Origin of the sequence: Ensifer adhaerens, from assembly GCF_002007205.1 — a bacterium.
Lineage (GTDB): Bacteria > Pseudomonadota > Alphaproteobacteria > Rhizobiales > Rhizobiaceae > Ensifer > Ensifer adhaerens_D.
In genome coordinates this window covers 1,726,319-1,752,497 of record NZ_LAZS01000005.1, presented here as the reverse complement: position 1 = coordinate 1,752,497, position 26,179 = coordinate 1,726,319, and the positions used below count along the sequence as shown (strand labels likewise).

General features: G+C 63.8%; 28 protein-coding genes. 16 read left to right on the top strand and 12 right to left on the bottom strand.

Annotation, left to right across the window (positions count from 1 at the left end):
• The first annotated feature begins 3 nt into the window (after positions 1 to 3).
• Positions 4 to 513: a PaaI family thioesterase gene (locus XB14_RS12435; RefSeq protein WP_077961821.1), complete on the top strand. Its 510-nt coding sequence runs from the start codon at positions 4 to 6 to the stop codon at positions 511 to 513.
• A gap of 182 nt (positions 514 to 695) precedes the next feature.
• Here XB14_RS12435 and XB14_RS12430 read toward each other — a convergent pair whose 3' ends face one another.
• Positions 696 to 2,708, bottom strand: coding sequence for a PhoX family protein (locus XB14_RS12430; RefSeq protein WP_077961820.1), 2,013 nt, complete (start codon positions 2,706 to 2,708; stop codon positions 696 to 698).
• A 297-nt stretch (positions 2,709 to 3,005) separates the two neighbouring features.
• Between XB14_RS12430 and XB14_RS12425 the strand changes: the two genes are divergently transcribed.
• From XB14_RS12425 to XB14_RS12415, 3 genes are all read left to right on the top strand, one after another.
• A complete protein-coding gene (locus XB14_RS12425) occupies positions 3,006 to 5,861 on the top strand; it encodes a DUF2339 domain-containing protein (RefSeq protein ID WP_077961819.1) in 2,856 nt (951 codons plus the stop codon).
• 6 nt (positions 5,862 to 5,867) lie between these two features.
• On the top strand, positions 5,868 to 6,524 hold the full coding sequence (locus XB14_RS12420) for an HD domain-containing protein (RefSeq protein WP_077961818.1): 657 nt from the start codon (positions 5,868 to 5,870) through the stop codon (positions 6,522 to 6,524).
• Between the two features lie 172 nt (positions 6,525 to 6,696).
• Positions 6,697 to 7,548 (top strand): MOSC domain-containing protein, encoded by an 852-nt coding sequence (locus XB14_RS12415; protein ID WP_077961817.1) that lies wholly within the window; start codon positions 6,697 to 6,699, stop codon positions 7,546 to 7,548.
• A gap of 60 nt (positions 7,549 to 7,608) precedes the next feature.
• Here the strand turns inward: XB14_RS12415 and XB14_RS12410 are convergent, their stop codons facing one another.
• A complete protein-coding gene (locus XB14_RS12410; RefSeq protein WP_077961816.1) occupies positions 7,609 to 8,541 on the bottom strand; it encodes a phytanoyl-CoA dioxygenase family protein in 933 nt (310 codons plus the stop codon).
• A 127-nt stretch (positions 8,542 to 8,668) separates the two neighbouring features.
• On the opposite strand from XB14_RS12410, the gene XB14_RS12405 reads away from it, so the two are divergent.
• From XB14_RS12405 to nadC, 5 genes are all read left to right on the top strand, one after another.
• Complete coding sequence (locus XB14_RS12405) at positions 8,669 to 9,535, top strand: helix-turn-helix domain-containing protein (protein WP_077961815.1); 867 nt, start codon at positions 8,669 to 8,671, stop codon at positions 9,533 to 9,535.
• Positions 9,536 to 9,633: 98 nt separating this feature from the next.
• The gene (locus XB14_RS12400; protein WP_077961814.1) at positions 9,634 to 10,872 is read left to right on the top strand and encodes an MFS transporter; all 1,239 of its coding nucleotides are present in this window, start codon (positions 9,634 to 9,636) and stop codon (positions 10,870 to 10,872) included.
• 173 nt (positions 10,873 to 11,045) lie between these two features.
• Positions 11,046 to 12,125, top strand: a complete 1,080-nt coding sequence (gene nadA, locus XB14_RS12395) for a quinolinate synthase NadA (RefSeq protein WP_077961979.1) — start codon at positions 11,046 to 11,048, stop codon at positions 12,123 to 12,125.
• A gap of 56 nt (positions 12,126 to 12,181) precedes the next feature.
• The gene (locus XB14_RS12390; protein WP_077961813.1) at positions 12,182 to 13,780 is read left to right on the top strand and encodes an L-aspartate oxidase; all 1,599 of its coding nucleotides are present in this window, start codon (positions 12,182 to 12,184) and stop codon (positions 13,778 to 13,780) included.
• 47 nt (positions 13,781 to 13,827) lie between these two features.
• Entirely contained in the window at positions 13,828 to 14,736 is a 909-nt protein-coding gene (gene nadC / locus XB14_RS12385; RefSeq protein WP_077961812.1) for a carboxylating nicotinate-nucleotide diphosphorylase, read from the top strand.
• A gap of 17 nt (positions 14,737 to 14,753) precedes the next feature.
• Here nadC and XB14_RS12380 read toward each other — a convergent pair whose 3' ends face one another.
• From XB14_RS12380 to XB14_RS12340, 9 genes are all read right to left on the bottom strand, one after another.
• On the bottom strand, positions 14,754 to 14,999 hold the full coding sequence (locus tag XB14_RS12380) for a hypothetical protein (protein ID WP_077961811.1): 246 nt from the start codon (positions 14,997 to 14,999) through the stop codon (positions 14,754 to 14,756).
• A gap of 159 nt (positions 15,000 to 15,158) precedes the next feature.
• Positions 15,159 to 16,181, bottom strand: a complete 1,023-nt coding sequence (locus XB14_RS12375) for an NUDIX hydrolase (protein WP_077961810.1) — start codon at positions 16,179 to 16,181, stop codon at positions 15,159 to 15,161.
• Positions 16,129 to 16,668, bottom strand: coding sequence for a tyrosine phosphatase family protein (locus XB14_RS12370; RefSeq protein WP_077961809.1), 540 nt, complete (start codon positions 16,666 to 16,668; stop codon positions 16,129 to 16,131). The genes XB14_RS12375 and XB14_RS12370 overlap by 53 nt, the downstream gene beginning before the upstream one ends.
• Before the next feature lies 1 nt (position 16,669).
• Positions 16,670 to 17,278 carry a YfbR-like 5'-deoxynucleotidase gene (locus XB14_RS12365; protein WP_077961808.1) on the bottom strand — a complete coding sequence of 203 codons (609 nt, stop codon included), beginning with the start codon at positions 17,276 to 17,278 and terminating at the stop codon, positions 16,670 to 16,672.
• Entirely contained in the window at positions 17,275 to 18,123 is an 849-nt protein-coding gene (locus XB14_RS12360) for a YgfZ/GcvT domain-containing protein (RefSeq protein ID WP_077961807.1), read from the bottom strand. The genes XB14_RS12365 and XB14_RS12360 overlap by 4 nt, the downstream gene beginning before the upstream one ends.
• Positions 18,124 to 18,278: 155 nt before the next feature.
• Complete coding sequence (locus XB14_RS12355; protein ID WP_077961806.1) at positions 18,279 to 19,070, bottom strand: hypothetical protein; 792 nt, start codon at positions 19,068 to 19,070, stop codon at positions 18,279 to 18,281.
• 15 nt (positions 19,071 to 19,085) lie between these two features.
• Positions 19,086 to 19,355 carry a hypothetical protein gene (locus XB14_RS12350; protein WP_139108556.1) on the bottom strand — a complete coding sequence of 90 codons (270 nt, stop codon included), beginning with the start codon at positions 19,353 to 19,355 and terminating at the stop codon, positions 19,086 to 19,088.
• Positions 19,356 to 19,513: 158 nt separating this feature from the next.
• Positions 19,514 to 19,966, bottom strand: a complete 453-nt coding sequence (locus tag XB14_RS12345; RefSeq protein ID WP_077961805.1) for a TIGR02301 family protein — start codon at positions 19,964 to 19,966, stop codon at positions 19,514 to 19,516.
• Positions 19,963 to 20,436 carry an NUDIX hydrolase gene (locus XB14_RS12340; protein ID WP_077961804.1) on the bottom strand — a complete coding sequence of 158 codons (474 nt, stop codon included), beginning with the start codon at positions 20,434 to 20,436 and terminating at the stop codon, positions 19,963 to 19,965. The genes XB14_RS12345 and XB14_RS12340 overlap by 4 nt, the downstream gene beginning before the upstream one ends.
• A gap of 58 nt (positions 20,437 to 20,494) precedes the next feature.
• Between XB14_RS12340 and XB14_RS12335 the strand changes: the two genes are divergently transcribed.
• The gene (locus tag XB14_RS12335) at positions 20,495 to 21,274 is read left to right on the top strand and encodes an SOS response-associated peptidase (RefSeq protein ID WP_077961803.1); all 780 of its coding nucleotides are present in this window, start codon (positions 20,495 to 20,497) and stop codon (positions 21,272 to 21,274) included.
• 19 nt (positions 21,275 to 21,293) lie between these two features.
• On the opposite strand, the gene XB14_RS33205 is transcribed toward XB14_RS12335, so the two are convergent.
• On the bottom strand, positions 21,294 to 21,437 hold the full coding sequence (locus XB14_RS33205) for a hypothetical protein (protein ID WP_179119575.1): 144 nt from the start codon (positions 21,435 to 21,437) through the stop codon (positions 21,294 to 21,296).
• Between the two features lie 415 nt (positions 21,438 to 21,852).
• Between XB14_RS33205 and cysS the strand changes: the two genes are divergently transcribed.
• From cysS to pip, 6 genes are all read left to right on the top strand, one after another.
• Positions 21,853 to 23,244 carry a cysteine--tRNA ligase gene (gene cysS, locus XB14_RS12330; protein WP_077961802.1) on the top strand — a complete coding sequence of 464 codons (1,392 nt, stop codon included), beginning with the start codon at positions 21,853 to 21,855 and terminating at the stop codon, positions 23,242 to 23,244.
• Positions 23,245 to 23,350: 106 nt separating this feature from the next.
• On the top strand, positions 23,351 to 23,734 hold the full coding sequence (locus tag XB14_RS12325) for a VOC family protein (RefSeq protein WP_077961801.1): 384 nt from the start codon (positions 23,351 to 23,353) through the stop codon (positions 23,732 to 23,734).
• A gap of 12 nt (positions 23,735 to 23,746) precedes the next feature.
• Positions 23,747 to 24,238 carry a GFA family protein gene (locus XB14_RS12320; RefSeq protein ID WP_077961800.1) on the top strand — a complete coding sequence of 164 codons (492 nt, stop codon included), beginning with the start codon at positions 23,747 to 23,749 and terminating at the stop codon, positions 24,236 to 24,238.
• Positions 24,235 to 24,711, top strand: coding sequence for a GFA family protein (locus XB14_RS12315; protein WP_077961799.1), 477 nt, complete (start codon positions 24,235 to 24,237; stop codon positions 24,709 to 24,711). The genes XB14_RS12320 and XB14_RS12315 overlap by 4 nt, the downstream gene beginning before the upstream one ends.
• On the top strand, positions 24,684 to 25,205 hold the full coding sequence (locus XB14_RS12310; protein WP_077961798.1) for a GFA family protein: 522 nt from the start codon (positions 24,684 to 24,686) through the stop codon (positions 25,203 to 25,205). Before XB14_RS12315 ends, XB14_RS12310 begins: the two co-directional genes overlap by 28 nt.
• Before the next feature lie 2 nt (positions 25,206 to 25,207).
• Positions 25,208 to 26,176 carry a prolyl aminopeptidase gene (gene pip, locus XB14_RS12305; protein WP_077961797.1) on the top strand — a complete coding sequence of 323 codons (969 nt, stop codon included), beginning with the start codon at positions 25,208 to 25,210 and terminating at the stop codon, positions 26,174 to 26,176.
• Positions 26,177 to 26,179 lie beyond the last annotated feature (3 nt).

The following is a 26,179-nucleotide window of genomic DNA, read 5'->3' as shown; positions in this document are numbered from 1 at the left end:
TCGATGGTTCAAGAGCTTTATCCCGGCATGTCCGTATCCGGCATCGGCGTGTTGTCGCTCGATCGCGTCGCCCGCGATGGCGGGCTCAAGGCAATGCAGGATCTCTTGAGCGGCGAGTTGCCGGCGCCACCGATGTCGAAGGCGCTGAAGTTCGGGTTGAGTGAAGTCGAGGAGGGACGGGTGGTCTTCAAGGGGCTGCCGACGGAGGAACACCTCAATCCGCTCGGCACGGTGCATGGCGGATGGACCGCGACGATCATGGATTCCGCGCTCGGCTGCGCGGTCTTCACCACGGTCAAACCTGGGGAGGCCTATACGACGGTCGAGTTCAAGGTGAATCTCGTCAGGCCGCTGCTGCCCGGCATGGGCGAGGTCTTCTGCGAGGGGCGCATCGTTCATCGCGGCCGCACCATCGCCACGTCGGAAGCCTGGCTGCGCGACGGCAACGGCAAGCTGCTCGCCCACGGCACCGAAACCTGCGCGATCTTCCCGATCGATAATCTCAGGCGTTAAGAGCAATTCCAGGAAAAGTGCGAAGCGGTTTTCCGTCCGGAATTGCGTCACTTCAACCTGGGCAATTCCAGGAAAAGTGTGAGCGGTTTTCCGTCCGGAATTGCATCGCCGAAAACAAAGTCGGAAACAAGAAACGCCGCGCAGAATTGCGCGGCGTTTCTTCTTTGTAATCGCGGTCCTGTTCAGCCGATGCGGCCGCCGCCCTGCTTGGTCACTGCGACGACGGCCGGACGCACCGGCATGTCGTCCTTGAAGTCGGGCCAGCGGGTTGCAGGGGTCTCGTAGGTGGCAAGACCGGCGTCGCCCGGATGCTGGACCGCGAGGAAGAATGTGTCCGACGTCGGGTTGAAGCAGGGGCCGCACATCTCCGCGCCAACCGGCACGCGAAAGAAGAGCTTCGACGTGCCGCGGGCGGCACCATCCGTGTCGATCGCCCAGATGCCGTCGGCGCGCCCTGTTTCCTTCTGGTTGTTGCCGTCGGTCGAAACCCAGAGGCGTCCGTCCGTGTCGATGGCGCAATTGTCGGGCATCCCGAACCAGCCGTTCTTGGTGGTGGCGGTCGAGAACGAGGCGCCGACCTCGGCAACGCTCGGATCGCCGCACTTCAAAAGAACGTCCCAGCGGCTCTTCAGAGACGCGAAGTCGCCGTCGGTCTCGGTGATCTCGACGATGTGGCCGAAGGCGTTCTTGGCGCGCGGGTTGGCGGCGTCGACTTCGTCGGCCTTGCGCTTGGTGTTGTTGGTCAGCATCACGTAGACCTTGCCCGTCTTCGGGTTCGGCTGGACGTCTTCCGGACGGTCCATCTTGGTCGCGCCGAGCGCGTCGGAGGCAAGACGGGTGTTGATCAGCACGTCCGCCTGCGAAGCAAAGCCGTTGGCTTCGGTCAGCGGACCTTCGCCGTGGGTCAGCGGCATCCAGGTGAGGGTGCCGTCCTCATCGAACTTGGCGACATAGAGCGTGCCTTCGTCGAAGAGGTCCATATTGGCGGCGCGATCGTTGGGGTTGAAGGTACCCTTGGTCACGAACTTGTAGACATAGTCGTAACGTTCGTCGTCCCCGGAATAGAGCACGACGCGGCCGTCCTTGTTGACGATCGATTCGCAGCCTTCATGCTTGAAACGGCCGAGTGCGGTGCGCTTCTTCGGCACCGAGGTCGGATCCAGCGCGTCGACTTCGACGATCCAACCGAAGCGGTTGGCTTCGTTCGGTTCCTTGGAGACGTCGAAACGGTCGTAGAAGGAGGCCCATTCATACTGGCCGCCCGGTGCGCCCAGGCGCTTCAGCTGCTTGTATTCCGGATGGTCTTCGGCGATCTCGCCACCGAAATAGCCGTTGAAGTTCTCTTCGGCCATCATGTAGGTGCCCCAGGCGGTGACGCCGCCGGCGCAGTTGTTGAGCGTGCCGAACACCTTCTTTCCGGTCGGGTCGGACGGCGTCTTCAGGCGGTCGTGGCCGGCGGCCGGGCCGGTGATCTGCATCTCGGTGGTGACGGTGATGCGGCGATTGTTCTTGCCGTCGAGAACCGGCTGCCACTTGCCATCGACCTTGCGGATCTCGATGATCGTGCCGCCGTGGGCGGCCATCTCGATGTCGACCAGCTCCTTGCTGTATTCGCCGAGAACGACCTTCTCTTCCTCGACTTCCTTGCCGTCCTTCGTCACCTTTTCCTTCACGACGCTGGCGAAGGCCGGGAACATTAGCTCGGCATTGGTGTATTCGTGGTTGACGACGAGCAGGCCGTGGTCGGCGCTGCCGTCGAGCGGAATGAAGCCGACATAGTCGTTGTTGTAGCCGAAGAGCTTTTCCTGGGCGGCCGCCGTCTGGTTTTTCGGGTCGAACTCCGGGCTGTCGGCAAAGATCTTGTCGCCCCAGCGCAACAGGATATCGGCTTCATAGCCCTCGGCGACATGGTGCTTTTCGTCGACGCCGGCTTCGATCTCGGTGAAGTCGAACAGCGAGCCTTCCTCGGCGCGCGCCTCTTCGGCGGTCAGGAGGGCGAGCGGGCTGACCGTCGTCGAAATCGCAGCGACGGCGAGCGAGCCGCCGATAAACGCGCGGCGCGAAAAGCGACGATGGATGATGTCGCCCATCGTCGGATTGGTGGAACAGTTGTGGCCAACATCTTCCAGCTCTTCCCTGCGTTCCGTCAGCGTCTTGAATTCGGTCTCTTCCGTCTGGCCGAGATGCTTGTCCATGATCGGGTCTCCTGGTTGAACGATGGAAACCACCGCGCGAGACAGCGGTGTTCATCCGCCTCTACCAGCTGCCCCGTGACAGTTCTGCGACATTTCCGTGAAGAGATTACAGCGCTCGGCCGTCTACTGCATGTTTTCTGAAATCCCATTCGATTTCAGGATAGGACACTGAGCAATTCAAAGTGCTGCAGCGACCCTTGTGCGTCTGATAGGGCGCGCAGCGCTGCGCAGGTTTGGCGACGGTGCAAAAGTCTGTATGGTTGCGCGCGTCGGCGACTACGACTGCCAGGGGAAAGAATGTTCGAACTTATTGCTTTAGCTGCCTTTATTCTGGCTCTGTCCGCCTATCTCGGCAACCGCCGGACGACCGAGCGGCTCGGTGCCGAACTGGTTGCGCTGAAGGCGGAAGTCGCAGCGCTGAAGGGCGCGCCCAGCGAACGCGCTCAAGGCGAAGCCGCGGCCGAGGAGCTTGCTGTTGCGCCCGAATTGCCGGCGGAGGCGGTCGAAGATACGGCCGCCGCCCTGTCGACGAGCGCGCGGGAGGGCGCCCGTATTTTCGGCGGCGCGGAGCAAACGGCGGACATCGAGGGAGACGAGACGATAGCTGCCAGCACGGAAGCGCCGCAGCCGGTTCCGGTGGCACCCCGTCAGACCGAAAGCCTGGAAAGCCGCCTCGGCGCGCGGTGGGCCGTCTGGGTCGGCGGCATCGCGCTGGCACTCGGCGGCGTCTTCATGGTCAAATATTCGATCGATGCCGGCCTCCTGAGCCCCGCGGTTCGCCTGACGCTCGCTGCCCTCTTCGGTCTCCTGCTGATGGCGGCGGGCGAGGTTATCCGCCGGCGTGCCGTGCCTGTGATCGCCAACGAATTCCAGAATGCCATGATCCCGGGCATCCTGTCGGCTGCCGGCGCGGTCACCCTCTTCGGCGTCGCCTATGCCGCCTATGGCGTCTACGGCTATATCGGCACCGGTACGGCCTTCGTTCTCCTGGCCGCGATTTCGCTTGCGACCGTCGGCCTGTCACTGCTGCACGGGCAGGGGCTCGCCGGTCTCGGTCTGCTTGCCTCCCTGATCACGCCGGCGCTGGTTTCGAGCAACGAACCGCGCCCCTGGGTTCTTTTCGGCTTTCTCGCGATCGTGTGGCTTGCGACCCTGCTTGCATCGCGGCTGCGCCGATGGACCGTAGTGCCGACGCTTGCCAATGTTGGCATAGGGCTCTGGGGCCTTGCCTATGTCGCTGCGGCATCGCCCTTCGAAGCACGGCCGGTCGCTTTCATCCTGCTCGTGATGATCGCTGGCATCGGACTTATCTGGCCGGCCGCCATCGAACGGGAGCCAGTGGCAGAAGCGCCCGAAATGCGTGATGCGGCTGAAGGGTCCGAAATGCCGGAGCCGACCGAAGCGACAACCCGACCCCGGGCCGTCGTCGGGCCATGGGAACGCCTGTTCGTTCCACCGCACGCGGCAATCTCCATTTCGGCCGCGATCGTCGTCACCGTGCTTGCGCTCCTCCTCATCAGCCCGGCAGTCTATGCGGTCCGCTTTCCGGTGGCGGAGTTTGCGGTTGTCGTTGCGGCGCTGGCGGCGTTAGGCGCCTGGCGGAAAACGGCCGTCTATCCCGCCGTGCTCTCGGCTGTCGGCGCCGTTGCCGGCGTCTGGAGCCTGATGGCGTTGAGCGGCGTGCTCGCCTATCTCGATCCGTCGCTCGCCGACGCCCTGCCGGCGATCGTCCTGCCCGGGCGGACGGCCATGATCACCGCGATGCTGCTTGCGGCGTTGTTCGCCGCGCTCGGCGGTTTCGTGCTGTGGCGACGGCTCGTCACCCATCCGCAATATTCGACACTCTGGGCCGGCATCGCCGCCGTCGTCCCGGTGGCGCTGACGGCCATGTCGTTCCTGATGACCGGCAACTATGCCTTCGACCTGCCGCACGGCCTGTTCTCGATTGCCGCCGGGGCGGCGCTGCTCGCGCTGGCGGACTGGCTCTACCGCCGCGACGGCGAGCCGGAGGTGCGCGACACGGCGGCCGGATTGCTGGTGGCCGGCTCCTTCGCCTTCCTCGTGCTCGCCCTTCATGCCTGGACCGACGGGCTGGTCACGACGCTTGCGATTGCGGTGCTCGGAACGGGTTACGCGCTCGCGACGCGCATCCGCAGCTGGCCGATCCTGCCCTGGATGACCGGTGCCGCGGCTGTCGTCGTCCTTGGGCGCATCGCCTGGGAGCCGACCATCGTCGGTGCCGTCAATCTCGGCACCACGCCCGTCTTCAACGCGCTCCTGCCGGGCTATGGCATTCCCGCCGCACTGCTTGCCGGTTCAGCCTATTTCCTGAGATCCTGGCCAGACACGCGGGTCCGCAACCTGCTGCAGGCGCTCGCGAGCCTCTTCGTGCTGTTGACGCTTGCGATTCTCGTGCGCCACGCCATGAATGGCGGTGTGCTCGACAGTTCGGTGCCGACGCTCGGCGAGCAGTCGATCTACACGCTGCTGGCAATCGGCGCTTCGGCAATTTTCATGAGTCTCGACATGAAGTCGCCGAGCCCGGTCTTCCGCTATGGCGGCATGGGCCTCGGCGTGCTCTCGATGTTGTCGGTGCTCTCGGCGCACCTCTTTAGCCTTAACCCCTATGTCAGCGGCGAACTGCTCGGCCGCATCCCGTTCTTCGATCTGCTGTTGATCGGTTATCTGTTACCGGGGCTCGGCTATGCGGGGCTCGCCTGGTATGCACGCGACAAGCGGCCCTTGCCCTATGTCATGGCGCTTGCCGTCAGCGGCGTGGTGCTTGCCTTTGCCTGGGCAAGCCTCACGGTCCGCCGCGTGTGGCAAGGGGAAAACATCGCGGATTGGAAGGGCTTCCTGCAGGGCGAAACCTACACCTATTCAGTCGTCTGGCTCCTGCTCGGTGTGCTGCTGCTCGTGCTCGGTTCGCGTTTCCATGCCAAGAGCATCCGCATCGCTTCGGCCGTTCTGGTCTTCGTCGCCGTCCTCAAGGTCTTCCTGATCGACATGTCCAACCTGGAAGGTTTCCTGCGGGCTCTGTCCTTCATCGGGCTTGGTGGGGTATTGATCGGAATAGGGCTCTTCTACCAGAAGATCCTGTCCGGCGTCGGCGCTACACCGCCGGCGCCGGCAAAGCCTGCCGAACTGCAATAGGACATCATGACAGAGATTTCGAAGCTCGCGGCCGCCTTCGCGCCGCATGAGGAACTGGCGGCTGCCTTGCTGCCGCACGCCTTTGCCGCCGATGACGGCTCGCACGACGCCGCGCATCTGATCCGCGTCTGGAAGAATGCCGCGCGCATCCACGCGGAGGAGGGCGGCAACGTGCCTTTGCTCGCCGCCGCGGTATTGCTGCATGATTGCGTCGCGGTCGAGAAGAACTCGCCCCTGCGCACGCAGGCATCACGACTGGCGGCCGAAAAGGCGACGGGCATTCTGAAAGATCTCGGTTGGGGCACGGATGAGATTGCCGCCGTGGCGCACGCCATCCTGACGCATAGCTTCTCGGCCAACATCCCGCCGGAGACGCTGGAGGCAAAAATCCTTCAGGATGCGGACCGGCTGGACGCGATCGGCATGGTAGGTGCTGCCCGCTGTTTCTACATCGCCGGACGCATGGGCAGCGGCCTTTATGATCCGCTCGATCCGCTGGCCGAGGCACGGGCGCTCGACGACAAGGCTTTCGCCATCGATCATTTCGAGGTCAAGCTTTTCCGGCTGGCCGATGGCTTCAAGACCGAGACCGGCCGCCGGTTGGCGCGGGAACGCGAGCAACGGCTGCGCGACGTGCTTGCCATGATGTTGGATGAAATCTAGATGCCAGGAGGAGCGCGAAGCGGTCTTCGGGTTGCCGCGCGCAGATTGCACCGGAACATTTCTCCGTTTCCCTCGAACCGAGAAATGATCTAGGCCTTTCAACGGATTGCAGCCGCCTGGTGAATCGGATCGTCAGGCGCATGAATCAGTTTCTGAACACGAAGGAAGCGCCATGAAGGTGATCGGTCTCAACATTCATCCGCTGAAGAGCGGCCGCGCCATTGCCCGCGAGATGGTTACGGTCAATCTCGACGGCGTCGAGGGCGACCGGCGCTTCATGCTGGTCGAGCCGGATGGTCGCTTCATCACCCAGCGCGAGTTGCAGCCGCTGGCACAGGTCGAGGCCAGCCACGTCGATGGTGGCGTCCACCTGAAGATGGGCGATCGGGAGATTTCCGTACGCTTCGATCCGGATCGTCGGCTGAACGTCGTCGTCTGGGGCAGCGAGGTCGATGCCGCCGTGTCGGACGAAGCGACGGACGAAGTCCTGTCCTCATGGTTCGGCCGCCCGGTCAAGCTCGCCCATATGGACGCTTCGGCCGAACGGCTCGTCGGCGCCGAATGGGCAGGCACGGCAGCGCCCGTCGGCTTTGCCGACGGCTTCCCGATCCTGATTACGACCACAGGCTCGCTTGCCGATCTCAACCGGACGCTCGCCGAGAAGGGCCAGGAAGCCGTCGGCATCGACCGTTTCCGCACCAACATCCTGGTCGATTGCGACGACGCCTGGGACGAGGATTTCTGGGAGAGCGTCGAGATCGGCGGCATCCGCTTCGATCTCGTCAAGCCCTGCGCCCGCTGCATTATGACGACCCAGGACCAGATCACCGGCGAGCGCATCGGCGGCAACCCGATCCAGGGGCTGGCGGAAAAGCGCATGTCGGCCGACCGCCGCGTGGCCGGCGTGCTCTTCGGCTGGAATGCGGTGCCGCGCAGCGAAGGCACCTTAAAGCTTGGCGATGAGGTCAAGATCATCGGCCGACGCGACGAACGCTGGCCGATGAAGGTGCGTGCTTCGGCTTAAGTCAGGCGCAATTCCAGACGGATCGCCGTTTCGCGTTCGTCCCGAGATCGTGCCGCAGTCTCAGGCCCAGGGCGTGATGCCGAGAAGCTTGGCGCCGAGATCCGAAAGGCTGGCGGGGGTGGCATTGTGCTTCTCCCATTCGCGCGGATCGCCGGGAAAGGCGTCGCGCTTCGGATGGTCGAGCTCACGCCACAGCCTGACCCGTTCCTCGCGCTCGGCGACATTGTCCCATTCGGCCGGGTGCATCGAGATATATTGCGCCATCCGCACGCGGCCGTCGGAATGGTTCGGCCGCACGCCGTGGGCAAGCAGGCTGTTGAAGATCATCAGGTCGCCGGCCTCCATCTCGATATTGACGGTCGCAAGGCCCGTCATGTCGGGGTGCATCGGATCGCGATCGGCGGCTTGCGTCTTCTCCCAGCTTTCGAAGTTTTCGAACAGCTCCGGCACGCATTGGAAGCCGCCGACATCGCCATCCTGCTTCTTCAGGCTGAGCACGCCCTGGACGCCGATCGGCAGCGGTCGGATCGAGGTGTCGACGTCCCAATGGATGAAGCCGTTGGGATTGCCCTTGACCTTCTTCGGTGGGTTGAGGTTGGCGCGGTCGATCGTCACCCACAGGTCTTCGCGGTCCCAGATGTCGACGAAGGCGCCGTAGATGCGCGGCTCCTGGCGGTTGTCCCAGAGATACTGGTGATTGTAGATCTCCAGCATGCCGGTGTTGTTGAGTTCCTTCATCTTGTGCTCGCGTCGCTGCGGCGCATACCAGGTCGAAGGGTCGGCCGGATCCTTTTCGTCGAAGCGCCAGAGCAACTCGACCAGGCGCTCGACATTGGCCAGCGGCACAGCTTGGCGGACGATGACATAGCCCTTGGTGATCCAGTGCTGCCAGTCCGCTTCCGAAAGCACACGCAAAGGCAGCCGCTTCTTGATGTCCTTCAGTTGAATGTCGAGATGGGCCGCCGTCGGGTGACTGTCTCTGAGTGGCTGCATGGGGATCTCCTCGCCTAGCAGGTTTGATTGGTGATGGAGAAAACCTAGCCCTTTCAACGGTGCCGCTGTTGCACGCAGCCTGCCAACATTGATACTATTCTGGCGTGATGGCTGAGAGTGGTGCAATATGAAGGCGATTTTGCAGAAGATCCCGCGGGCAACGAACGCCTCGTCGATCCTGCTCGACCGTCGCCTCGACGATTCCATTCCGTTTCAATGGCACCATCATCCGGAGTTCGAACTGACGCTGACGCTCAACTCGCGCGGCCAGCGCTTCATCGGAGACCATATCGGCGCCTATGACGACGGCGACCTCGTGCTGGTCGGCTCCAACCTGCCGCACACCTGGCACTCCGCCGGCAAGATCGACGAGGCCGAACCGCACGTGGCGCTGGTGCTCTGGTTCCATCCGGAATGGGTGGAGCGCCTGGAGGAAGGCTTCGTCGAACTCGCCGGCGTCAAGGCGATGTTCGAGCGTTCGGCTCCAGGGTTGCAGTTCACGCCGGAAGTGGCCACCCGCGTGCGGCCGCTGTTCGAAGGGTTGCGCCGGCTGGCGCCGGAGGAGCGCCTGCCGGACGTCCTGTCGATGCTGACGATCCTGGCGCGCGAGCAGGCGGTAACACCACTGTCGAGCCGGGTCGTCACCCCGTCGGGCCGATCGGTCGACCGCGGCCGCCTCGACCGGGTGCTCGACCATATCCACCTGCATTACGCCGAAAACCCGTCGATGGGCGAACTTGCCGATCTGGCCGCGCTCAGCCTTTCCGGCCTGCATCGCCTGTTCCTGCGCCACCTCAACATGCCGGTCTCGGAATATCTGATGCGCCTGCGGATCGGCGAGGCCTGCGCGTTGCTCAGTGGTTCGGCGCGTTCGATCGCTCATATCGCCGATGCCGTCGGCTATCGTTCGCTTGCCAACTTCAATCGCCAATTCAAGGCGGCCAAGGGCATGACGCCGAGAGCGTTTCGCGACCGGTTCCGCAGCGCCGCTTGATCAAGGCATCAATTCCGGTGATTGCGGCGTCAATTTAATTGGCTTTTATCTGTTTTAGCAGCCGCCTAGGATCGCGCTCCACCAATCGGAGAGATTCCATGTCCGCTGTTTCCGGAGCATCCGCGCCGTCCAGTGCCCGTCAGGAGATGCCCTGGCTGATCATTGCGGCCGGCTCGGTCGTTGCGATGCTCACCTTCGGCCCGCGCTCGGCGATGGGCTTCTTCCAGTTGCCGATGCTTGCCGATACCGGCTGGGACCGGACGACCTTCGGCCTGGCGATGGCGTTGCAGAACCTCTGCTGGGGTTTGAGCCAGCCCTTCTTCGGCGCGATTGCGGACAAGTTCGGCACCTGGCGGGTGCTCGCCATGTCGGGCCTTCTCTACGCTGCGGGCCTCTTCATCATGGCCTTTGCCGATGCGCCGATCTGGCTGCACATCGGTGGCGGCGTTCTCGTCGGCATGGCGGTCGGCTCCGGCTCGTTCGGCATTCTGCTCTCCGCCTTCGCGCGCAATGTCACGCCGCATCAACGCTCGCTTGCCTTCGGCATCTGCACGGCGGCGGGTTCGGCCGGCATGTTCCTGTTCGCGCCCCTGAGCCAGGGGCTGATCTCGGCCTATGGCTGGTCGGATAGCTTGGTCTATCTCGGCGTCCTCATGCTGCTGGTGCCGTTCTTTGCGATCCCGCTCAGCGGCAACGCTTCCTCCGGTCGCCAGAGCGAGGCGCAATACAAGCAGTCGATCGGCGAGGCGCTGAAGGAGGCGCTCGGCCACAAGAGCTACCTGCTCCTGGTTTCCGGCTTTTTCGTTTGCGGCTACCAGGTTGCCTTCATCACCGCGCACTTCCCGGCCTATATCGGCGATATCGGCATCGACGCGCGCTATGCGGTGATCGCGCTGGCACTCATCGGCTTCTTCAACATCATCGGTTCTCTGTCGGCGGGCTTCATCGCCCAGCGCTACTCGAAACCCTATTTCCTGGCGCTAATCTATATCGCGCGCTCGGTGGCGGTGACGGCCTTCCTGCTGCTGCCGCAGACGCCGACCTCGGTCATCGTCTTTGCCATCGTCATGGGCCTGCTATGGCTGTCGACCGTGCCGCCGACCAATGCGCTGGTCGCGATCATGTTCGGCACGCGGCACCTCGGTCTGCTCGGCGGCATCGTCTTCCTGTCGCACCAGGTCGGCTCGTTCCTGGGCGTCTGGATGGGCGGCTATCTCTACGACCACTTCGGTTCCTACGATCCGGTGTGGTGGCTCGGTGTAGCCCTCGGCGTCTTCGCCGCCATCGTCCACTGGCCGATCGAGGAGAGGAGCGTCGCGCGCCCAGCGATGGCCTGATCGCGAGCCAAAATCAGAAGCGCCGCGAAAAGCGGCGCTTCCATTCTTGAATTCTGTCACAAAACTTTCTAAATCAACCCATGCGGCTTTGCCGCTTTTGTTTTGGTTCAATTATGCTCATATTGAGCATAATTGAAAACCCGCCCAGGAAGAGGGGCGGAGAGGAGATGTCGATGACGCGCCTTGCACCCCGCACCGCGGCCGTGGCGAAACCGGTTTTTGTCAGCGCCGCTGAGCGCTTCGGCATCATCGAAAGGCCCGAGCTTGCCTTCACGCCGGCGGTTGCTCGCGAAACCGAGCATCTCTACGAGAAGGTCAAGGATTTCATCCCGGCGATCGAGTGGCCGGCCTACGCGCCCTATGTGCACGCCATCAACAGGCTGAAGAAGGAGCGCAACGCGGTCATCCTCGCGCATAACTATCAGACGCCTGATATCTTCCACTGTGTCGCCGACATCGTCGGCGACTCGCTGCAGCTCGCGCGCGATGCTGCCAAAGTCGATGCCGAGATCATCATCCAGTGCGGCGTGCACTTCATGGCCGAAACGTCGAAGCTGCTGAGCCCGGAAAAAACCGTGCTGATCCCTGACGCCAAGGCCGGCTGCTCGCTGTCGGAATCGATCACCGGCGCCGATGTGCGCCTGCTGAAGCAGCGTTATCCCGGCGTTCCCGTCGTCACCTACGTCAACACGTCCGCCGACGTGAAGGCCGAGACCGACATCTGCTGCACCTCGTCGAACGTGCTTGATGTCGTCGAGAGCTTTGAGTCCGACACCGTGCTCTGCATCCCGGACGAGTACCTGGCGATGAACGTCGCCCGCCAGACCAACAAGAAGATCCTGACCTGGAAGGGCCACTGCGAGGTGCACGAGCGCTTCACCGCCGCCGAGTTGCTCGCCTACAAGGAAGCCAATCCCGGCATCGAGATCATCGGCCACCCGGAATGCCACCCGGATGTGATCGCCGTCTGCGACTTTGCCGGCTCGACCTCGGGCATGATCAACTATGTCAAGGACAACCGCCCGTCGAAGGTGCTGCTCGTCACCGAATGCTCGATGGCTTCGAACATCCAGGCCGAGATCGAGGGCGTCGAGTTCGTCAAGCCGTGCAACCTCTGTCCGCACATGAAGCGCATCACGCTGCCGAAGATCCTCGACAGCCTGCTGACCATGACGGAAGAGGTTCTCGTCGACCCCGCGATCGCCGATCGCGCCCGCCTGGCGGTCGAACGCATGGTGAACCTCAAGCAGTAACAATTTGAGCCGGGCCACCCCCGGATGCAGGCATGCGCATTGGAGGAGAATGAAACATGCTGACCGACCATTTTCGCCCGCAATCCTTCAACGGGATTGACGACATCGTCATCGTCGGCGGCGGCCTGGCCGGGCTCTTCTGCGCGCTGAAGCTGAGCCCGAGGCCGGTGACCATTCTGGCCGCGGCGCCTATCGGCCACGGCGCTTCCTCGGCCTGGGCTCAAGGGGGCATTGCAGCCGCCATGAGCTCCGGCGACACTTTCGAAAAGCACGTCGCCGACACGCTTGCCGCCGGTGCCGGCATCGTCGACGAGAAGATGACGCGCATGATGGTGGCCGAAGGCCCGGCGCGCATTCATGATCTGCTCGAGTATGGCGTGCCCTTCGATCGCGATCTCGAAGGCAAGCTGCTGCTCTCGCGTGAGGCGGCCCATTCCGAGCGACGCATCGTCCGCGTCAAGGGCGACATGGCCGGCAAGGCGATCATGGAAGCGCTGATTGCCGCCGTCCGCAGGACGCCTTCGATCCGCGTGATCGAAGGCTATGTGGTCGAGGAACTCGTGCGCGAAGGCCGGTTCATCTCCGGCGTCATCGCCCGGCCCGATGCCGGCCAGTCGAAGAAGCGCGTGGCTTTCCCGGCCCGTGCCGTCGTGCTCTGCTCCGGTGGGATCGGTCATCTCTATGCTGTCACGACCAACCCGTGGGAAGCGTGCGGGCAGGGGCTCGGCATGGCCGCCCGCGCCGGCGCGATCATCGCCGATCCGGAGTTCGTGCAGTTCCATCCGACCGCGATCAAAATCGGCAAGGACCCGGCGCCGCTCGCGACCGAGGCGCTTCGCGGCGACGGCGCGCATCTGTTGAACGCGACCGGCCAGCGCTTCATGCTCGACATCCACCCGGACGGCGAGCTTGCGCCGCGCGACATCGTCTCGCGCGGGGTCTTCGCCGAGGTCCAGGCGGGCCGCGGTGCTTTCCTCGATTGCACCAAGGCAGTGGGCAAGCACTTCCCCGAGATGTTCCCGACCGTCTATGCCTCCTGCATGGCGGCTGGCATCGATCCGGTGACGCAAGCCATCCCGGTCGTGCCGGCGGTTCACTATCATATGGGCGGCGTGCTGACTGATGCCGAAGGCCGGACCTCGATCGATGGCCTCTGGGCTGCCGGAGAAGTGACCTCGACCGGGGTACATGGCGCCAACCGTCTCGCCTCAAACTCGCTGCTCGAAGCGGTCGTCTTTGCGGCCCGCATCGCCGAAAACATCAAGGGCACGCTGCCGACGCCGCAACTCACCGAATGGGGCGACAACGCGGGCGAGAACGATGATCCCGTGACCGTCGAGGACAGCCCCCAGCTGAAGATCCTGCGCCAGGTGATGAGCGATTGCGTCGGCGTGATCCGCACCCGCGAGAGCCTGTTGAAGGCGATCCGTGAGATCGCGGTGCTCGAGCGTGAAAATACCCGCATGCGCTTCACCAACATCATTACGACGGCAAAGTTGATCGCCGTCGGCGCGCTTCGCCGCACGGAAAGCCGCGGCGGACACTTCCGCGCCGATTGCCCGGCGGAGCGGCCGGAATGGCGCCGTCGCACCTACCTGACGCTCGCCGAGGCCAACCGCCTGGCGAGCGAATTGGCGGAGACGGAAGCGGCGTGATCCCGCGCCCGCCCCTTGCATAGACTGAAGCTCAAGGACAAAAGCAGATGACCGCAGCCCTCCGCCCCGAATTGCCCGCGCTGATGATCGAGGACCAGGTGCGTGCTGCCCTGACAGAGGATCTCGGCCGTGCCGGCGACATCACCACGCTCTCGACCATCGGGCCGGAACTGAGCGCGACGGCCGGCATGAATGTGCGCGAGGCGGGCGTCGTTGCCGGCCTTGATCTCGCGCGCGCCGCCTTCCGACTCGTTGACCCGTCAATCCGCTTCGAGGCCCTGGTGGCCGACGGAGACCGGGTCGCGCCGGGAACGGCGATCGCCCGCATCACCGGCCGAGCGCGCGGCCTGCTTTCGGCCGAGCGCGTCGGCCTGAACTTCCTTATGCACCTTTCGGGCATCGCCACCTATACGGCGAAATTCGCCGACGAGATCGCCCACACGCCTGCGAAAGTCTGCTGCACCCGCAAGACCATTCCGGGGCTGCGGGCGCTGGAGAAATATGCCGTGCGCCTCGGCGGCGGCTCCAACCACCGTTATGGCCTCGATGACGCGGTGCTGATCAAGGACAACCACATCGCCGTATCCGGCGGTGTCGCAAGCGCCGTACACGCGGCGCGCGCCTATTGCGGCCATCTCGTCAAGATCGAGATCGAGGTCGATGGGCTCGATCAGATGCGCGAGGCGTTGACCGCCCAACCCGATGTGATCCTGCTCGACAACATGGGCCCGGAATTGCTGCGCGAGGCCGTCGCGGTCAACCGTGCTCACTGGCAGCTGTCGGTCGGAGCCTACGCGGTCGATGCCCGCCGGACGCGGCTGGAAGCTTCGGGCAATGTCAAGATCGATACCGTGCGCGCAATTGCCGAGAGCGGCGTCGACTACATCTCGACCTCGAAGATCACCATGGCCGCCCCTACGCTCGACATTGGTCTCGACGTGGTGATTGGCCGGTAGAAATCCCGATCTCCGGGTTACCGCTGCATGATGAACGGGCAGGAGAAACGCTCGCCGACGGTAATCTGCGTGCCGCAGTCGTAGCGGCAGGTCCGGAACTGCCCGTTCAGATCCTGGCTGTTGAGATTGCAGATGGTTGTCTGCGGCTGCATGCCGCCGCCCTGTTGGTTCTTGAAGTAGTCGGGCATCTTCGGCTTCTCGTCGGTGCCTGACTGGGGCGAGGTGCCGAGCAGCGACGTGAGCAGGGTCAGTACGAGCAGCATGGCTTGTCACCTCGGTCGTAAACGTCGCGCCGTTCGGCGGCAGGCGGCGAATGTTCGGTCGCTCCCGCTGCACCGATTATAGCATCATCCCTGCATATCTAGGGCGTTCTGCCGGATATTTTTAGGTGCCGACCCGCGGTTCAGGGATCGGTGCCGCCATCATCGCCCACCGACCTTGAGCCCGGGGGCAGGGCGCTCGTCGAGGATCTGGCGGCGAAAGCGGAAGAGTGCGGCCGGGCGCCCGCCGGTGGACGAAAGCGTCATGCCGGTCGGTTCCACCAGTTCTGCCCCTTCGACGAGGCGGCGGAAGTTCTGCTTGTGCAGGTGGCGGCCGGAGATCGCCTCGACGGTCGCCTGCAGATCGGTCAGCGTGAACTCCGGCGGCATCAGTTCGAAGACGACCGGTCGGTACTTGATCTTGCCGCGCAGCCTCGCCATCGCGGTGGCGACGATGCGGCGATGGTCGTGGCGCATCGCCAGCCCGACGGTCAGAATGTCGCTGCCGTTGCCGTGGCCGTCGATGGCCGCTTCGGGCACGAGCCCTGCCTCGTAGAGCAGTTCATAGCGCTCCAGCACCCGTTCCTCGTCCCAGGGAAAATCGCCGAGGCCGAAGGCCAGGCGAATGCGCGCCCGGCGCCCGGCAATCCGGGCGGCCTGCTCGTCGCCGGACACGCCGGTTTCCCAGCGGGAAAGCGCCGGCAGGATCGCCTGATCGAGCACCGCCGGGCGACCTTGCCGCCAGTCTTCCCAGGGCAGGTAGCCGTACCAGTCGCGCCAGTGTGCGCCGGCTTCGGCCAGTCGCTCGGTGTTTTCGGCGTCGGTTCTCGTCAGCGCCAGATAGCCGACCGAGACCATGTGTTTGCCCTCTTCGCCGGGCTGTCGCTGGCGGCCGCGATCGCCGAAGGTGTAGAGCTGCTCGATATAGCCGAGCTTCAGCGCCGTGCGCTTTTCGACGCGATCGCGAAGGCTCGTTTCAAATGTCCGGTGAAGCGCCGGATCGAAAGGGCCGAAGGGCAGGCTGTCGCGCACGTCACCGTCGGTTTCGCTGACGGCGAGGATGCGCGGGCTGCGGTTGACGACGGCGACGATCGCCGCATTGAGGCCGATCTCGACGGTTATCGGCTGCGTCTCAATCGGCAACGGCTGCTCCCTGGGAAGCAAGCGGCAGGATAAAGGGTGCATTGCCGTCGGCATCCGCGCCGCGGCCGATCGCGCGAACGGCGGAAATCAGCCGCCCATGGCGCTCGAGCACGGCATCGCCGATCTCGACGAGCCGGCTGTTCGGCGTGGCATAGGGGGAGGCGTGGCGCAGCCGCTGCACCAGTTCCGCGTCGTCCTGGTCCGGCTCGGCCGCGAGCGCGGCGATGAGTGCAGCCGCGGGCGAGCGTGAGACGCCCATCCAGCAATGAACGAGGAGCGGCCGTGCGCGGTCCCATTCGCGCGCAAAGGCAATGATCTGCCGGACATGGTCTTCCTGCGGCGCGATGAGATCGCCGGTGCCGGCAAAGGTGATGTCGTTCATGCCGAGCGTCAGGTGCCGCGCCTTGGCGATGACGCCGGGCCGATGAAAGTCCTGGCCCTTGGCAACGAGGCTGATCATCTCGGTGCAGCCGTGTCGGACGGCCATTTCGGCGATGCGGGAAAGCGGCGAAACGATGATGCCGGACATGTCAGATTTCCGCGCGCGCAGGCAGGCGCTGCGCTTCCAGCGTGAGGAACCGCTCGGTGAACAGCCGCTGCGCTTCGACCGCCGGCAAGGGATCGATCTGCAGCGTTTCGCGGGTGATGCCGCGCGGCTGGCCGAAGAACTTGCGCGCCTCCTCGATGGAGAAGCCGGCAAGCACTGTCGCTTCGAAATAGGCCGCGACATGGTCGGCCTTCTTGATGCGATCCTTCAATTCCTTGGAGCAATGCGGAGGCAGGCCGAAGCGCAAGTGGATGGCGCTTTCAAGCCGCTTCTCGACCAATTTATAGCCGCCGCCGACCACCGCCTTGAACGGCGAGATCATGTCGCCGATTACATATTCCGGCGCGTCGTGCAAAAGCGCCAGCAGGCAGTCGTCGGTGCTGCATTTGTTGCTGCGGCGAAAGATGTCCTCGACCATCAGGCTGTGCTGCGCCACGGAAAAGGCGTGGTCGCCGGCGGTCTGCCCGTTCCAGCGCGCCACGCGCGCAAGGCCGTGGGCGATATCGCCGATCTCGACGTCGAGCGGCGATGGGTCGAGCAGATCCAGCCTTCGGCCGGAAAGCATGCGCTGCCAGGCGCGGGCCGTCGTCACGCGCTTGCCTCGTCCGTGCTGGTCGGGAAGGTGAGGCCGGTCCATTCGGGAAGAGCCATGCTCACCGGCACGTCGCCGGCGAGCAGCGGAATCCCGTTCGCCATGGCTTCGCCGGCCTTGTCGATCCGCACGATCGCCAGCGCCGACTTGCCCCGGACCGTGCCCAACGCGCCGATCGCCTTGTCGTTCGCGGTGATTGTCGTTCCCGTAGCGGGAAGGGCGGCATCCGCGGAAACGATCACGACCCTGCGGCGCGGCGTGCTGCGGTGCTGCATGCGCGACACCACTTCCTGCCCGACATAGCATCCTTTCTTGAAGGAGAGGCCGCCGTTCTTGTCCAGGAGCACGTCATGGGGGAAGGCGTCCTGCGTCGCATAATCGGCGCCGGCATTCGCGATTCCCGCTGCGATGCGGAGCCGTTCGAGGTCCGCTACGCCGGCCGTGTCGCCGGCCGGCTCGCCGTAGGCACGGAAGAGCGCGATGCCGGCCTTCTCGAAGCGATGGTCCCGGTACGCACCCTCAGGCGCTGCTTCGTCGAAGACCACTGTGACGGCGTCGGGAGCATTGATCGAAAGCTCTACCGCCGAGCGAAGCTTGTACATCGTCAGGCGCTTCAGCAGTGCTTCCGCCTGGTCGCGTGCCGTTTCCAGCCGGAGGCCTTCACCGTCGCGGGAGATCAGGAACTCGAACAGGATCTTGCCCTGTGGCGTCAGAAGCGCGCCGGGACGCGCCTCGTCGGGCCCAAGCGCGTCGAGGTCGGTGGTGATCAGTCCCTGAAGAAGATCTTCCGCGTCCTTGCCGGAAACGGAGACGATCGCGCGATCGTCGAGGCGAACTCTGGGCATCGTTCGAATCCTGTTCGACGGGAGGGGAGGCTCCCGCGCTAGCCTGGCAAACGATCACCTGGGTGGCCGCGGCCGACTCAGGCCCCGTCTCGCCGGCGATCTCTTGGCGAAGAGGTAGGATGTTCGGCTGCCAACGGCAAGCAGATCGCCGGCGCTCAGTCGCCGGCGATAAAGAATTTCCACTTTCCGTCCGGCATGATGCCGACGCGGTAGAAGTTGTAGCTGCCGAATTCTTCCATGTCGGCAAAGTCGCCGGCGGTCACCAGCCGGAACAGGTCGACCTTTTCCGGCGCCGTCAGCGTGGAAAGCTTCTTTTCCGCGAAATAGGGCCAGACATAGGCCTCCTGCGGCGTTCCCTTGTCTACCAGCACGAAGCCGGTCGACAGCACGTCGAGCAGGATCGCGAGAATTTCGACACCTTCCTGGTCGCCCGAAAGGCTCTTCAGGATCGACACCGGGTCTTCGTCGCCGGTGACGCCGGTGACCTGGGTCTGGTTCGGGCCCTTGCCGAGCAATGGGCGCAACCGCTCGATGTCGCCGGACGCAGCCGCTTCAACGATGAGCTCGCGCATCCGGGCAACCGGCGCCGGTATCTTGGAAATGTCGGTCAGGACCTCAACGGGTCCGGCCGTCTCCGGCTCCTCGGCTGCGGGCGGCTCGTCCTTGGTGGCTGTCGCTGACTTGTTGATCAGCGGATCGGGCATCGGGATTTCGAGTGGAAGCTTCTCTTCCTCATCCGGCTCTTCGGCAACGGGCTCGGCTGCGGGCGGCGTCGCCTTCTGGTCGCCGGCAGCGGGCTGTTGGGCAGGAGCAGGTTGCTGCTCGCCCTGCAACTCGCTGAGCGCGAAGGCGGGAGTAACCGCTGCCGGGGTGGACAAAGCGACACCGGCCAAGAGCAGCGTGACGAGGCGAACCGGAAGGGTCCGGTTTGCAAGGTTCCGAGACATCGGGCAGTCCTGATATTACTGAAGCGAGCGCTGGGGCGAGAACTCGCCGGCAAGCACGCGCTCGCGAAGCGAATTGAGCATTGCTTCGGCGCCGTCTTCGCCATGAAGCCGAACGGTTTCCCGCATGGCAAGCGCGATGGCCGCATCGGCGATGATTTCCGGCTCGATACCGTCGGCCATGCCGTCCGCCCAGGCCTCGCTCTGGTGTTCCAGCGCAGCCTGCATTTTCTCGTGGACGATCATGTCATCGATGTCGGTCAGGCTTGGTTCCATCATTCGTTCCATGCGACTTCCATTGTGCAAGCGGTTCATTCTTTGGCCGTCCGGCTGAACTCCGACTGAACGACCGTGACGGACTCGCCACTTCTTACCACTCTCTTAACGAACTTAGCAGCCTTTTCCCGAAACGACACGGGGTCGTGAGAAAAGAGGTTAATTTATTGCTAATTTCCAAAGCGGGCGACGATTTCTGACGCAAGTGTTGCGCCTTCGGCACGATATCGCTGCTCCGCGACGATCGCCGGCCCGGTGCAGGCCGTATAAACCGATGCGAAGGTGCGATACCCGCGGTTGAAGGCGGCGGTCATCCGCTCGCGCCTTTTGATTTCGCTGGCGGTTTCCTTGTCGATCAGATCCTGCATCGAGCGGCGCCAGACATCCTCCGGTTCCTTGACGCACAGATTCCTCAGGTAATGCACGGAGCCCAGGATCTCGGAAAGCCGAACCAGCCGCTGGTCATAGGGCGTCGACTTCTCTTCCTCGATGGCAGGCGCGGGGGCAGCGGTCTCGGTCTTGGCCGGTTCTTTTGTCGGTGTCTTCTGCGCTGCGGCGCCGGTGGCGACCGTCAAGGCGAGGCCGGCGAGCGCGAGCCTTGAGAGGATCGGGGCAGGGATCATGATTTCATCAAGCCCGAATTGGCGGCGGTTTCAAGGCCATCGCCCGCTTTCGCCGGCTTCGTATCGGCGCCTGAGAGTCTTTCCACACATTCGCGCACGCTGTCGGGGATCGGCAGGGCGAAGATTTCCTCGGGCGTGAACCAGCCGAGCCCGGCGGCATCGTCGCTGGCGATGGCAACGACGTCGGCATCGGCCTCCGCCCTGAACACCGAAAGCAGGAAATGCCGCCCTTCGGACTCCTTGCCCGGCAGATCGTAGATTTCGAACAGCGCGGGATTGCGGGCCCTGATGCCGGTTTCCTCGAACAATTCGCGAAGTGCTGTCTCCGCCGGCGTCTCGCCGGGCTCCGCCCGTCCGCCCGGAAAGGCGTACATGTCGGCCGACGGCGGGTTGGCCCGCCGAACGAGCAGGTAGCGACCGTCGCGTTCGAGAATGACGGAGGAAGCGAGTTCGGGCTTGGTCGGCATCAGGGAATCAAATCGTCTTGGTAGCGTTGACCCATCCTACGTGAAGTGCCACATCGATGTCATGTGCGGACGTTTTGCGCTGACGGCGACCCCCGATGAAATGATGGAATTGTTCAGCCTGCTGGAAAGCGACGACTTTCCGGCGCGCTTCAACATCGCGCCAACCCAGCCGATCATGGTTGTCGTGGCCGGCGAGCGCGCGGCACCCGTCAGCAACCTGCCCGAGCGCAAGGCGGTGCTCGTGCGCTGGGGCTTCATGCCCGGCTGGGTCAAGGATCCGCGCGACTTTCCGCTGCTGATCAATGCCCGCGCCGAATCCGCAATCGACAAGGCCTCGTTTCGCGCCGCCATGCGGCACCGGCGCGTTCTCGTGCCGGCCTCCGGCTTCTATGAGTGGCGCCGGCCGCCGAAGGGCAGCCGCGAGCCTTCGCAGGCCTATTGGGTGCGCCCGCGGAAGGGCGGCATCGTCGCTTTCGCCGGCCTGATGGAGACCTGGTCATCGGCCGATGGCTCGGAAGTCGACACCGCCGCGATCCTCACGACGGCCGCCAACGCCTCGATCCGTCAGATTCACGATCGCATGCCCGTCGTCATTGAGCCCGAGGACTTCGCCCGCTGGCTGGACTGCAAGACGCAGGAGCCGCGCGAGGTCGCGGATCTCTTCGGTCCGGTGGCAGAGGACTATTTCGAGGCGATCCCGGTATCGGACAAGGTCAACAAGGTCGCCAATACCGGTCCCGAAATCCAGGACACCGTAACGCCGAGGCCGGCCGCGGATGCCCAGCCAAAAGGCAAGAGCAAGCCGACCGAGCCGGATGGCGGGCAGATGTCGCTGTTCTAGAGGAAGAACCTCGGAAGCGTCAGACCGGCCGCTTGGTCAGCTTGCCGGTCGGCTTCGCCTTGACCTGCAGCGCTGCGGCAAGCACGGCCTTCAGGCCGAGCGGGCGATACTGTTCGACGAGGTTGGCGGATTTGGCGATGTCTTTGGTCTTTGCGGCTTTCACTTGCACTCACTCCTTGATGCTTTCCCGAGCCGGATACACTGCCGCTTTCGCACGTCTTCACGAAAACGGCGCTCCTCCTTGCTATCCGGAGACAGGGTTTCGTGGTGTGCTACCAACTACACCGCGAATCTGTTTTCCGCATGGCGATCTCAGATAAGCCTAATCATGACAAATCCATGACCGCGGAATCCTTTCGATAGTCGGCTGTGCTTGCACGCGGCTGACCTCTTGACCGAAATCGGGCGACGCGCGATAAGTGAGCCCATGAAAACGGTTACCTGCATTATCTGCCGGAAGATTATTCGCTAGCGCTCCGCTGGCCTGGCCGTTTTCGTCTCCTAAAATCCAAGATGACAAACGTGCGGGCCTCCCGGGTGCCGTGTTTTGACGGTCGTATGCATTTTGGAGATTGGCAATGGGCGGAACGCCGACACTGAAGCTGTACAACACGCTGACGCGGGAGAAGGCCGAGTTCCGGCCGATCGATCCCGACAACGTTCGCATGTATGTCTGCGGCCCGACGGTCTATGACTATGCCCATATCGGCAATGCCCGACCGGTCATCGTCTTCGACGTCTTGTTCCGCCTCCTGCGCCATGTCTATGGCGCAGATCACGTCACCTATGCGCGCAACATCACCGACGTCGACGACAAGATCAACGCGCGCGCCCTGCGGGACTATCCGACCCTGCCGCTCAACGACGCGATCCGGCGTGTGACGGAGAAGACCGAAACGCAGTTTCTCGACGATGCCAGGGCGCTCGGCTGCCTCGACCCTGACGTCCAGCCACGCGCGACCGAGAATATCGCCCAGATGATCGACATCATCGAAAAGCTCCTCGCCAAGGGCCATGCCTATCAGGCGGGCGGCGAGGTCCTGTTCGACACGAAATCGATGGCCGACTACGGGCAGCTTTCGAAGCGCAATCTCGATGAGCAGCAGGCGGGCGCCCGTGTTGCCGTCGAGGCGCACAAGAAGAACCCCGGCGACTTCGTGCTGTGGAAGCTTTCGGGCGACAACGAGCCGGGCTGGGAAGGGCCGTGGGGCAGGGGCCGTCCCGGCTGGCACATCGAGTGCTCGGCCATGAGCAGCCGCTATCTCGGCGAAGTCTTCGATATCCACGGTGGCGGGCTGGACCTCATCTTCCCGCACCATGAAAACGAGATCGCCCAGTCCCGCTGCGCCCACGGCACGCAAGTGATGGCGAACGTTTGGATGCACAACGGCTTCCTGCAGGTCGAAGGCCGCAAGATGTCGAAGTCCGAAGGCAACTTCGTCACCATCTACGAACTGCTGCACACGGAAAAGTTCGCCGGCCGTCAGTGGCCGGGCGATGTGCTGAGGCTTGCCATGCTGATGACGCACTATCGCGAACCGATCGATTTCTCGGTGAAGCGGCTGGAGGAAGCGGAACACCTCTTGTCGAAGTGGCCGGTTCCGGGTGACGCCAAGGGTGAGGCCGATCCGGCCGTGGTTGCCGCACTCGCCGACGACCTCAATACCGTCGCGGCCATTCAGGCGATCCATGCGCTTGCCCAGAAGGCGGCGGCCGACCCGAAGCTGCTCGGCACCTTTGCCGCCAGTGCAGCGCTGATCGGCGTGGTGCCGCAGGCGATCGAGCTCGACGAGGGGCTGGTCCGCGACATCGACAGTCGCGTTCGGGCCCGTCTGGAACTGCTGAAGGCGAAGAACTTCGCAGAAGCCGACAAGATCCGCGACGATCTCTTGGCGCGCGGTGTTCAGCTCAAGGACGGCAAGGATCCGGCAACCGGCGAGCGGGTGACGACCTGGGATATCAAACGGTGACGATGGGCCGGGCGCAGCGCCCGGTCCGGTCCCTCTGATCGGTTCGGACAGGTCGTCCGAGAGGCGGCGAAAAGCGGAGCGCATGCATGAAAGAGGAGTTCGTGCGATGATCGACCATACGGGCATTCCCGTCGCGGATTTCGACCGGGCGCGGGCGTTCTACGACAAGGCTTTTGCTCCGCTTGGCGCCTCGCTTTTGATGATGGTGCCGTTGGAGCATACCGGCGGCGTCAAGGTCGGCGGTTATGGCCGTGAGCGGCCCGTCTTCTGGCTGCATGAAGTGGCCGTGACAGGCCCCGGCCGGCACTACGCGTTTTCTGCGCGCAGCCACGCCGAGGTCGATGCCTTCTATGAAGCCGCGATTGCCGCCGGCGGGCGTGACAACGGCAAGCCGGGGCTGAGGCCGCACTATCACCCGGACTACTACGGGGCCTTCGTACTCGATCCCGACGGCAACAACATCGAAGCCGTCTGCCATGCGCCGGGCTGAGGAGGGGGTGCGATGAGTCTGGACAACAGGCCCTATTACACAGGCGGTTGCCAGTGTGGCGCAGTGCGCTTTCGCATCGAGGGCAGGCTCGGCGACGCGTCCGTCTGCCACTGTCGTATGTGCCAGAAGGCAAGCGGCAACTTCTATCTGCCGCTGGTTTCGGTGCGCGGCGCGCACCTCAGCTGGACGCGCGGCGAACGCAAGCGCTTCCAGTCGTCCAATTTCGGCTGGCGCGGCTTTTGCGGCGATTGCGGCACGCCGCTGACCTATGAGGCGCCGGACGGCATGGCACTGGCGATTGCCGCCTTCGACGAACCGCAGGGCATCGCGCCAACGATCCAATGGGGCATCGAAAGCAAGCTGCCCTATATCGACCATGTGGCCGAACTGCCCGGTGTCGGCACGATGGAAGACCCCGATGCCCTGGAATTCCTGGAGAAACTCGTTTCCTATCAGCATCCAGACCACGACACCGAGACCTGGCCCCCGGAGGAAAAGCGATGACCGAAAACGTTCGAACAGGTGGATGCCAATGCGGCGCGGTCCGCTTCCGGATCAAAGGTGAACTCGGGCGCGCGTCGATCTGCCATTGCCGCATGTGCCAGAAGCAGTTCGGCTCGTTCTTCTCGGCGCTGGTGACCGCGCCGAAGGACGGCGTCGATTGGGTGCGCGACGAACCCAGCTATTTCCAGTCCTCCGTCAACATCGACCGCGGCTTCTGCCCGAAATGCGGGACGCCGATGACCTACCGGCATCCGGGCGGCCTCGAGATCGCCATCGGCACCTTCGACGACCGCACCGACCTCGCACCGAAGATCCAGGTCAATCACGCCTCGCGTCTGCCCTGGGTCGAAACGATATTCGAGCAGCCTGTGCTTGAGGATCAGGACTTCTACGCCAGGCAGGAAAGCATCATCTCGTTCCAGCATCCGGACCACGAGACCGAGCAATGGCATCCCTCGGGAGCATTCCGGTGACGATCGCGCGCATCTATACGGGCGGATGCCAATGCGGCGCCGTGCGCTACCGTGCCGAGGGCGTACTTGTGGGCCCGCACATCTGTCATTGTCGCATGTGCCAGAAGGCGACGGGGAACTATTTCATGCCTCTCGCCAATGTCGCGCGCGACAGTTTCGATATCACCCGGGGTCAGCCGTCCTGGTTCCGTTCGTCGCATCTGGTGCGCCGCGGCTTCTGCAGCGACTGCGGCACGCCGCTGTTTTACGACATGCCCGACGAGGACTTCGTCAACATCGCGCTTGGCTCGCTCGACGATCCGGACGATGTGCAGCCGGTCTACCAGTCCGGCATCGAGTCCCGTGTCATTTGGTTCTCGCGGCTTGCGGGGCTCAAGGAAAAGGAAACCGATGACGGCAGCGAGGTCTCGGCAACCCGCCATCTGATCGTTCTCGAAACCAATCGCCAGCATCCCGACTACGACACCGTACACTGGCCGCTCACGAAAGACTGAAAATGACGACTGTTCTGCGTACGCTCTATCCGGAAATCGAACCCTATGCGTCGGGTCACCTCGATGTCGGCGACGGTCACGTGATCTATTGGGAAAAGGCCGGCACGCCGGGCGCCAAGCCCGCCGTCTTCCTGCATGGCGGCCCCGGCGGCACGATTTCGCCCAATCATCGCCGCCTGTTCGATCCGGCGCTCTACGACGTGACGTTGTTCGACCAGCGCGGCTGCGGCAAGTCGACACCGCCCGCCAAGATCGAAGCCAACACCACCTGGCATCTCGTCGCCGACATCGAGCGGCTGCGCGAGATGGCCGGGGTCGAAAAGTGGTTGGTCTTCGGCGGCTCCTGGGGATCGACGTTGGCGCTCGCCTATGCGGAAAAACACCCGGGGCGGGTTTCCGAACTGGTGCTTCGTGGCATCTACACGCTGACGAAGGCCGAACTCGACTGGTACTACCAGTTCGGCGTTTCGGAAATGTTCCCGGACAAGTGGGAGCGGTTCATCGCGCCGATCCCGGAAGACGAACGCCACGAGATGATGCACGCCTATCACCGCCGCCTGATGGGCGACGACAAGGCGACGCGCCTCGAAGCCGCCAAGGCCTGGAGCATCTGGGAAGGCGAGACGATCACGCTCTTGCCGGAACTCGCGACCAGCGAGCCCTTCGCCGACGACGATTATGCCGACGCGTTCGCACGCATCGAGAACCACTTCTTCGTCAATGCCGGCTGGATGGAAGAGGGCCAACTGCTGCGCGACGCCCACCGGCTCGACGGCATTCCCGGCGTCATCATCCACGGGCGCTACGACATGCCATGCCCGGCGAAATATGCCTGGCAGTTGCACAAGGCCTGGCCGGGATCAGAGCTGCATCTGGTCGAGGGAGCAGGCCATGCCTATTCCGAGCCGGGCATCCTCGACCGGCTGATCCGCGCCACGGACCAGTTCGCAGGCAAGACCGAGCAAAAGTAAACA

Excerpts from the sequence above, each read along its gene's own strand:
- XB14_RS12405 (WP_077961815.1), top strand. The coding sequence starts at position 8,669 with ATGAAGGCGATTTTGCAGAAGATCCCGCGGGCAACGAACGCCTCGTCG.
- XB14_RS12355 (WP_077961806.1), bottom strand. The coding sequence starts at position 19,070 with ATGTCTCGGAACCTTGCAAACCGGACCCTTCCGGTTCGCCTCGTCACG.
- pip (WP_077961797.1), top strand. The coding sequence starts at position 25,208 with ATGACGACTGTTCTGCGTACGCTCTATCCGGAAATCGAACCCTATGCG.
- XB14_RS12320 (WP_077961800.1), top strand. The coding sequence starts at position 23,747 with ATGAGTCTGGACAACAGGCCCTATTACACAGGCGGTTGCCAGTGTGGC.
- XB14_RS12410 (WP_077961816.1), bottom strand. The coding sequence starts at position 8,541 with ATGCAGCCACTCAGAGACAGTCACCCGACGGCGGCCCATCTCGACATT.
- XB14_RS12415 (WP_077961817.1), top strand. The coding sequence starts at position 6,697 with ATGAAGGTGATCGGTCTCAACATTCATCCGCTGAAGAGCGGCCGCGCC.
- nadA (WP_077961979.1), top strand. The coding sequence starts at position 11,046 with ATGACGCGCCTTGCACCCCGCACCGCGGCCGTGGCGAAACCGGTTTTT.
- XB14_RS12345 (WP_077961805.1), bottom strand. The coding sequence starts at position 19,966 with ATGATCCCTGCCCCGATCCTCTCAAGGCTCGCGCTCGCCGGCCTCGCC.
- XB14_RS12435 (WP_077961821.1), top strand. The coding sequence starts at position 4 with ATGGTTCAAGAGCTTTATCCCGGCATGTCCGTATCCGGCATCGGCGTG.
- cysS (WP_077961802.1), top strand. The coding sequence starts at position 21,853 with ATGGGCGGAACGCCGACACTGAAGCTGTACAACACGCTGACGCGGGAG.
- XB14_RS12370 (WP_077961809.1), bottom strand. The coding sequence starts at position 16,668 with ATGTCCGGCATCATCGTTTCGCCGCTTTCCCGCATCGCCGAAATGGCC.
- nadC (WP_077961812.1), top strand. The coding sequence starts at position 13,828 with ATGACCGCAGCCCTCCGCCCCGAATTGCCCGCGCTGATGATCGAGGAC.
- XB14_RS12335 (WP_077961803.1), top strand. The coding sequence starts at position 20,495 with ATGTGCGGACGTTTTGCGCTGACGGCGACCCCCGATGAAATGATGGAA.
- XB14_RS12400 (WP_077961814.1), top strand. The coding sequence starts at position 9,634 with ATGTCCGCTGTTTCCGGAGCATCCGCGCCGTCCAGTGCCCGTCAGGAG.
- XB14_RS12430 (WP_077961820.1), bottom strand. The coding sequence starts at position 2,708 with ATGGACAAGCATCTCGGCCAGACGGAAGAGACCGAATTCAAGACGCTG.
- XB14_RS12315 (WP_077961799.1), top strand. The coding sequence starts at position 24,235 with ATGACCGAAAACGTTCGAACAGGTGGATGCCAATGCGGCGCGGTCCGC.
- XB14_RS12375 (WP_077961810.1), bottom strand. The coding sequence starts at position 16,181 with ATGCACCCTTTATCCTGCCGCTTGCTTCCCAGGGAGCAGCCGTTGCCG.
- XB14_RS12390 (WP_077961813.1), top strand. The coding sequence starts at position 12,182 with ATGCTGACCGACCATTTTCGCCCGCAATCCTTCAACGGGATTGACGAC.
- XB14_RS12425 (WP_077961819.1), top strand. The coding sequence starts at position 3,006 with ATGTTCGAACTTATTGCTTTAGCTGCCTTTATTCTGGCTCTGTCCGCC.
- XB14_RS12350 (WP_139108556.1), bottom strand. The coding sequence starts at position 19,355 with ATGGAACGAATGATGGAACCAAGCCTGACCGACATCGATGACATGATC.
- XB14_RS12310 (WP_077961798.1), top strand. The coding sequence starts at position 24,684 with ATGGCATCCCTCGGGAGCATTCCGGTGACGATCGCGCGCATCTATACG.
- XB14_RS12325 (WP_077961801.1), top strand. The coding sequence starts at position 23,351 with ATGATCGACCATACGGGCATTCCCGTCGCGGATTTCGACCGGGCGCGG.
- XB14_RS12360 (WP_077961807.1), bottom strand. The coding sequence starts at position 18,123 with ATGCCCAGAGTTCGCCTCGACGATCGCGCGATCGTCTCCGTTTCCGGC.
- XB14_RS12420 (WP_077961818.1), top strand. The coding sequence starts at position 5,868 with ATGACAGAGATTTCGAAGCTCGCGGCCGCCTTCGCGCCGCATGAGGAA.
- XB14_RS12380 (WP_077961811.1), bottom strand. The coding sequence starts at position 14,999 with ATGCTGCTCGTACTGACCCTGCTCACGTCGCTGCTCGGCACCTCGCCC.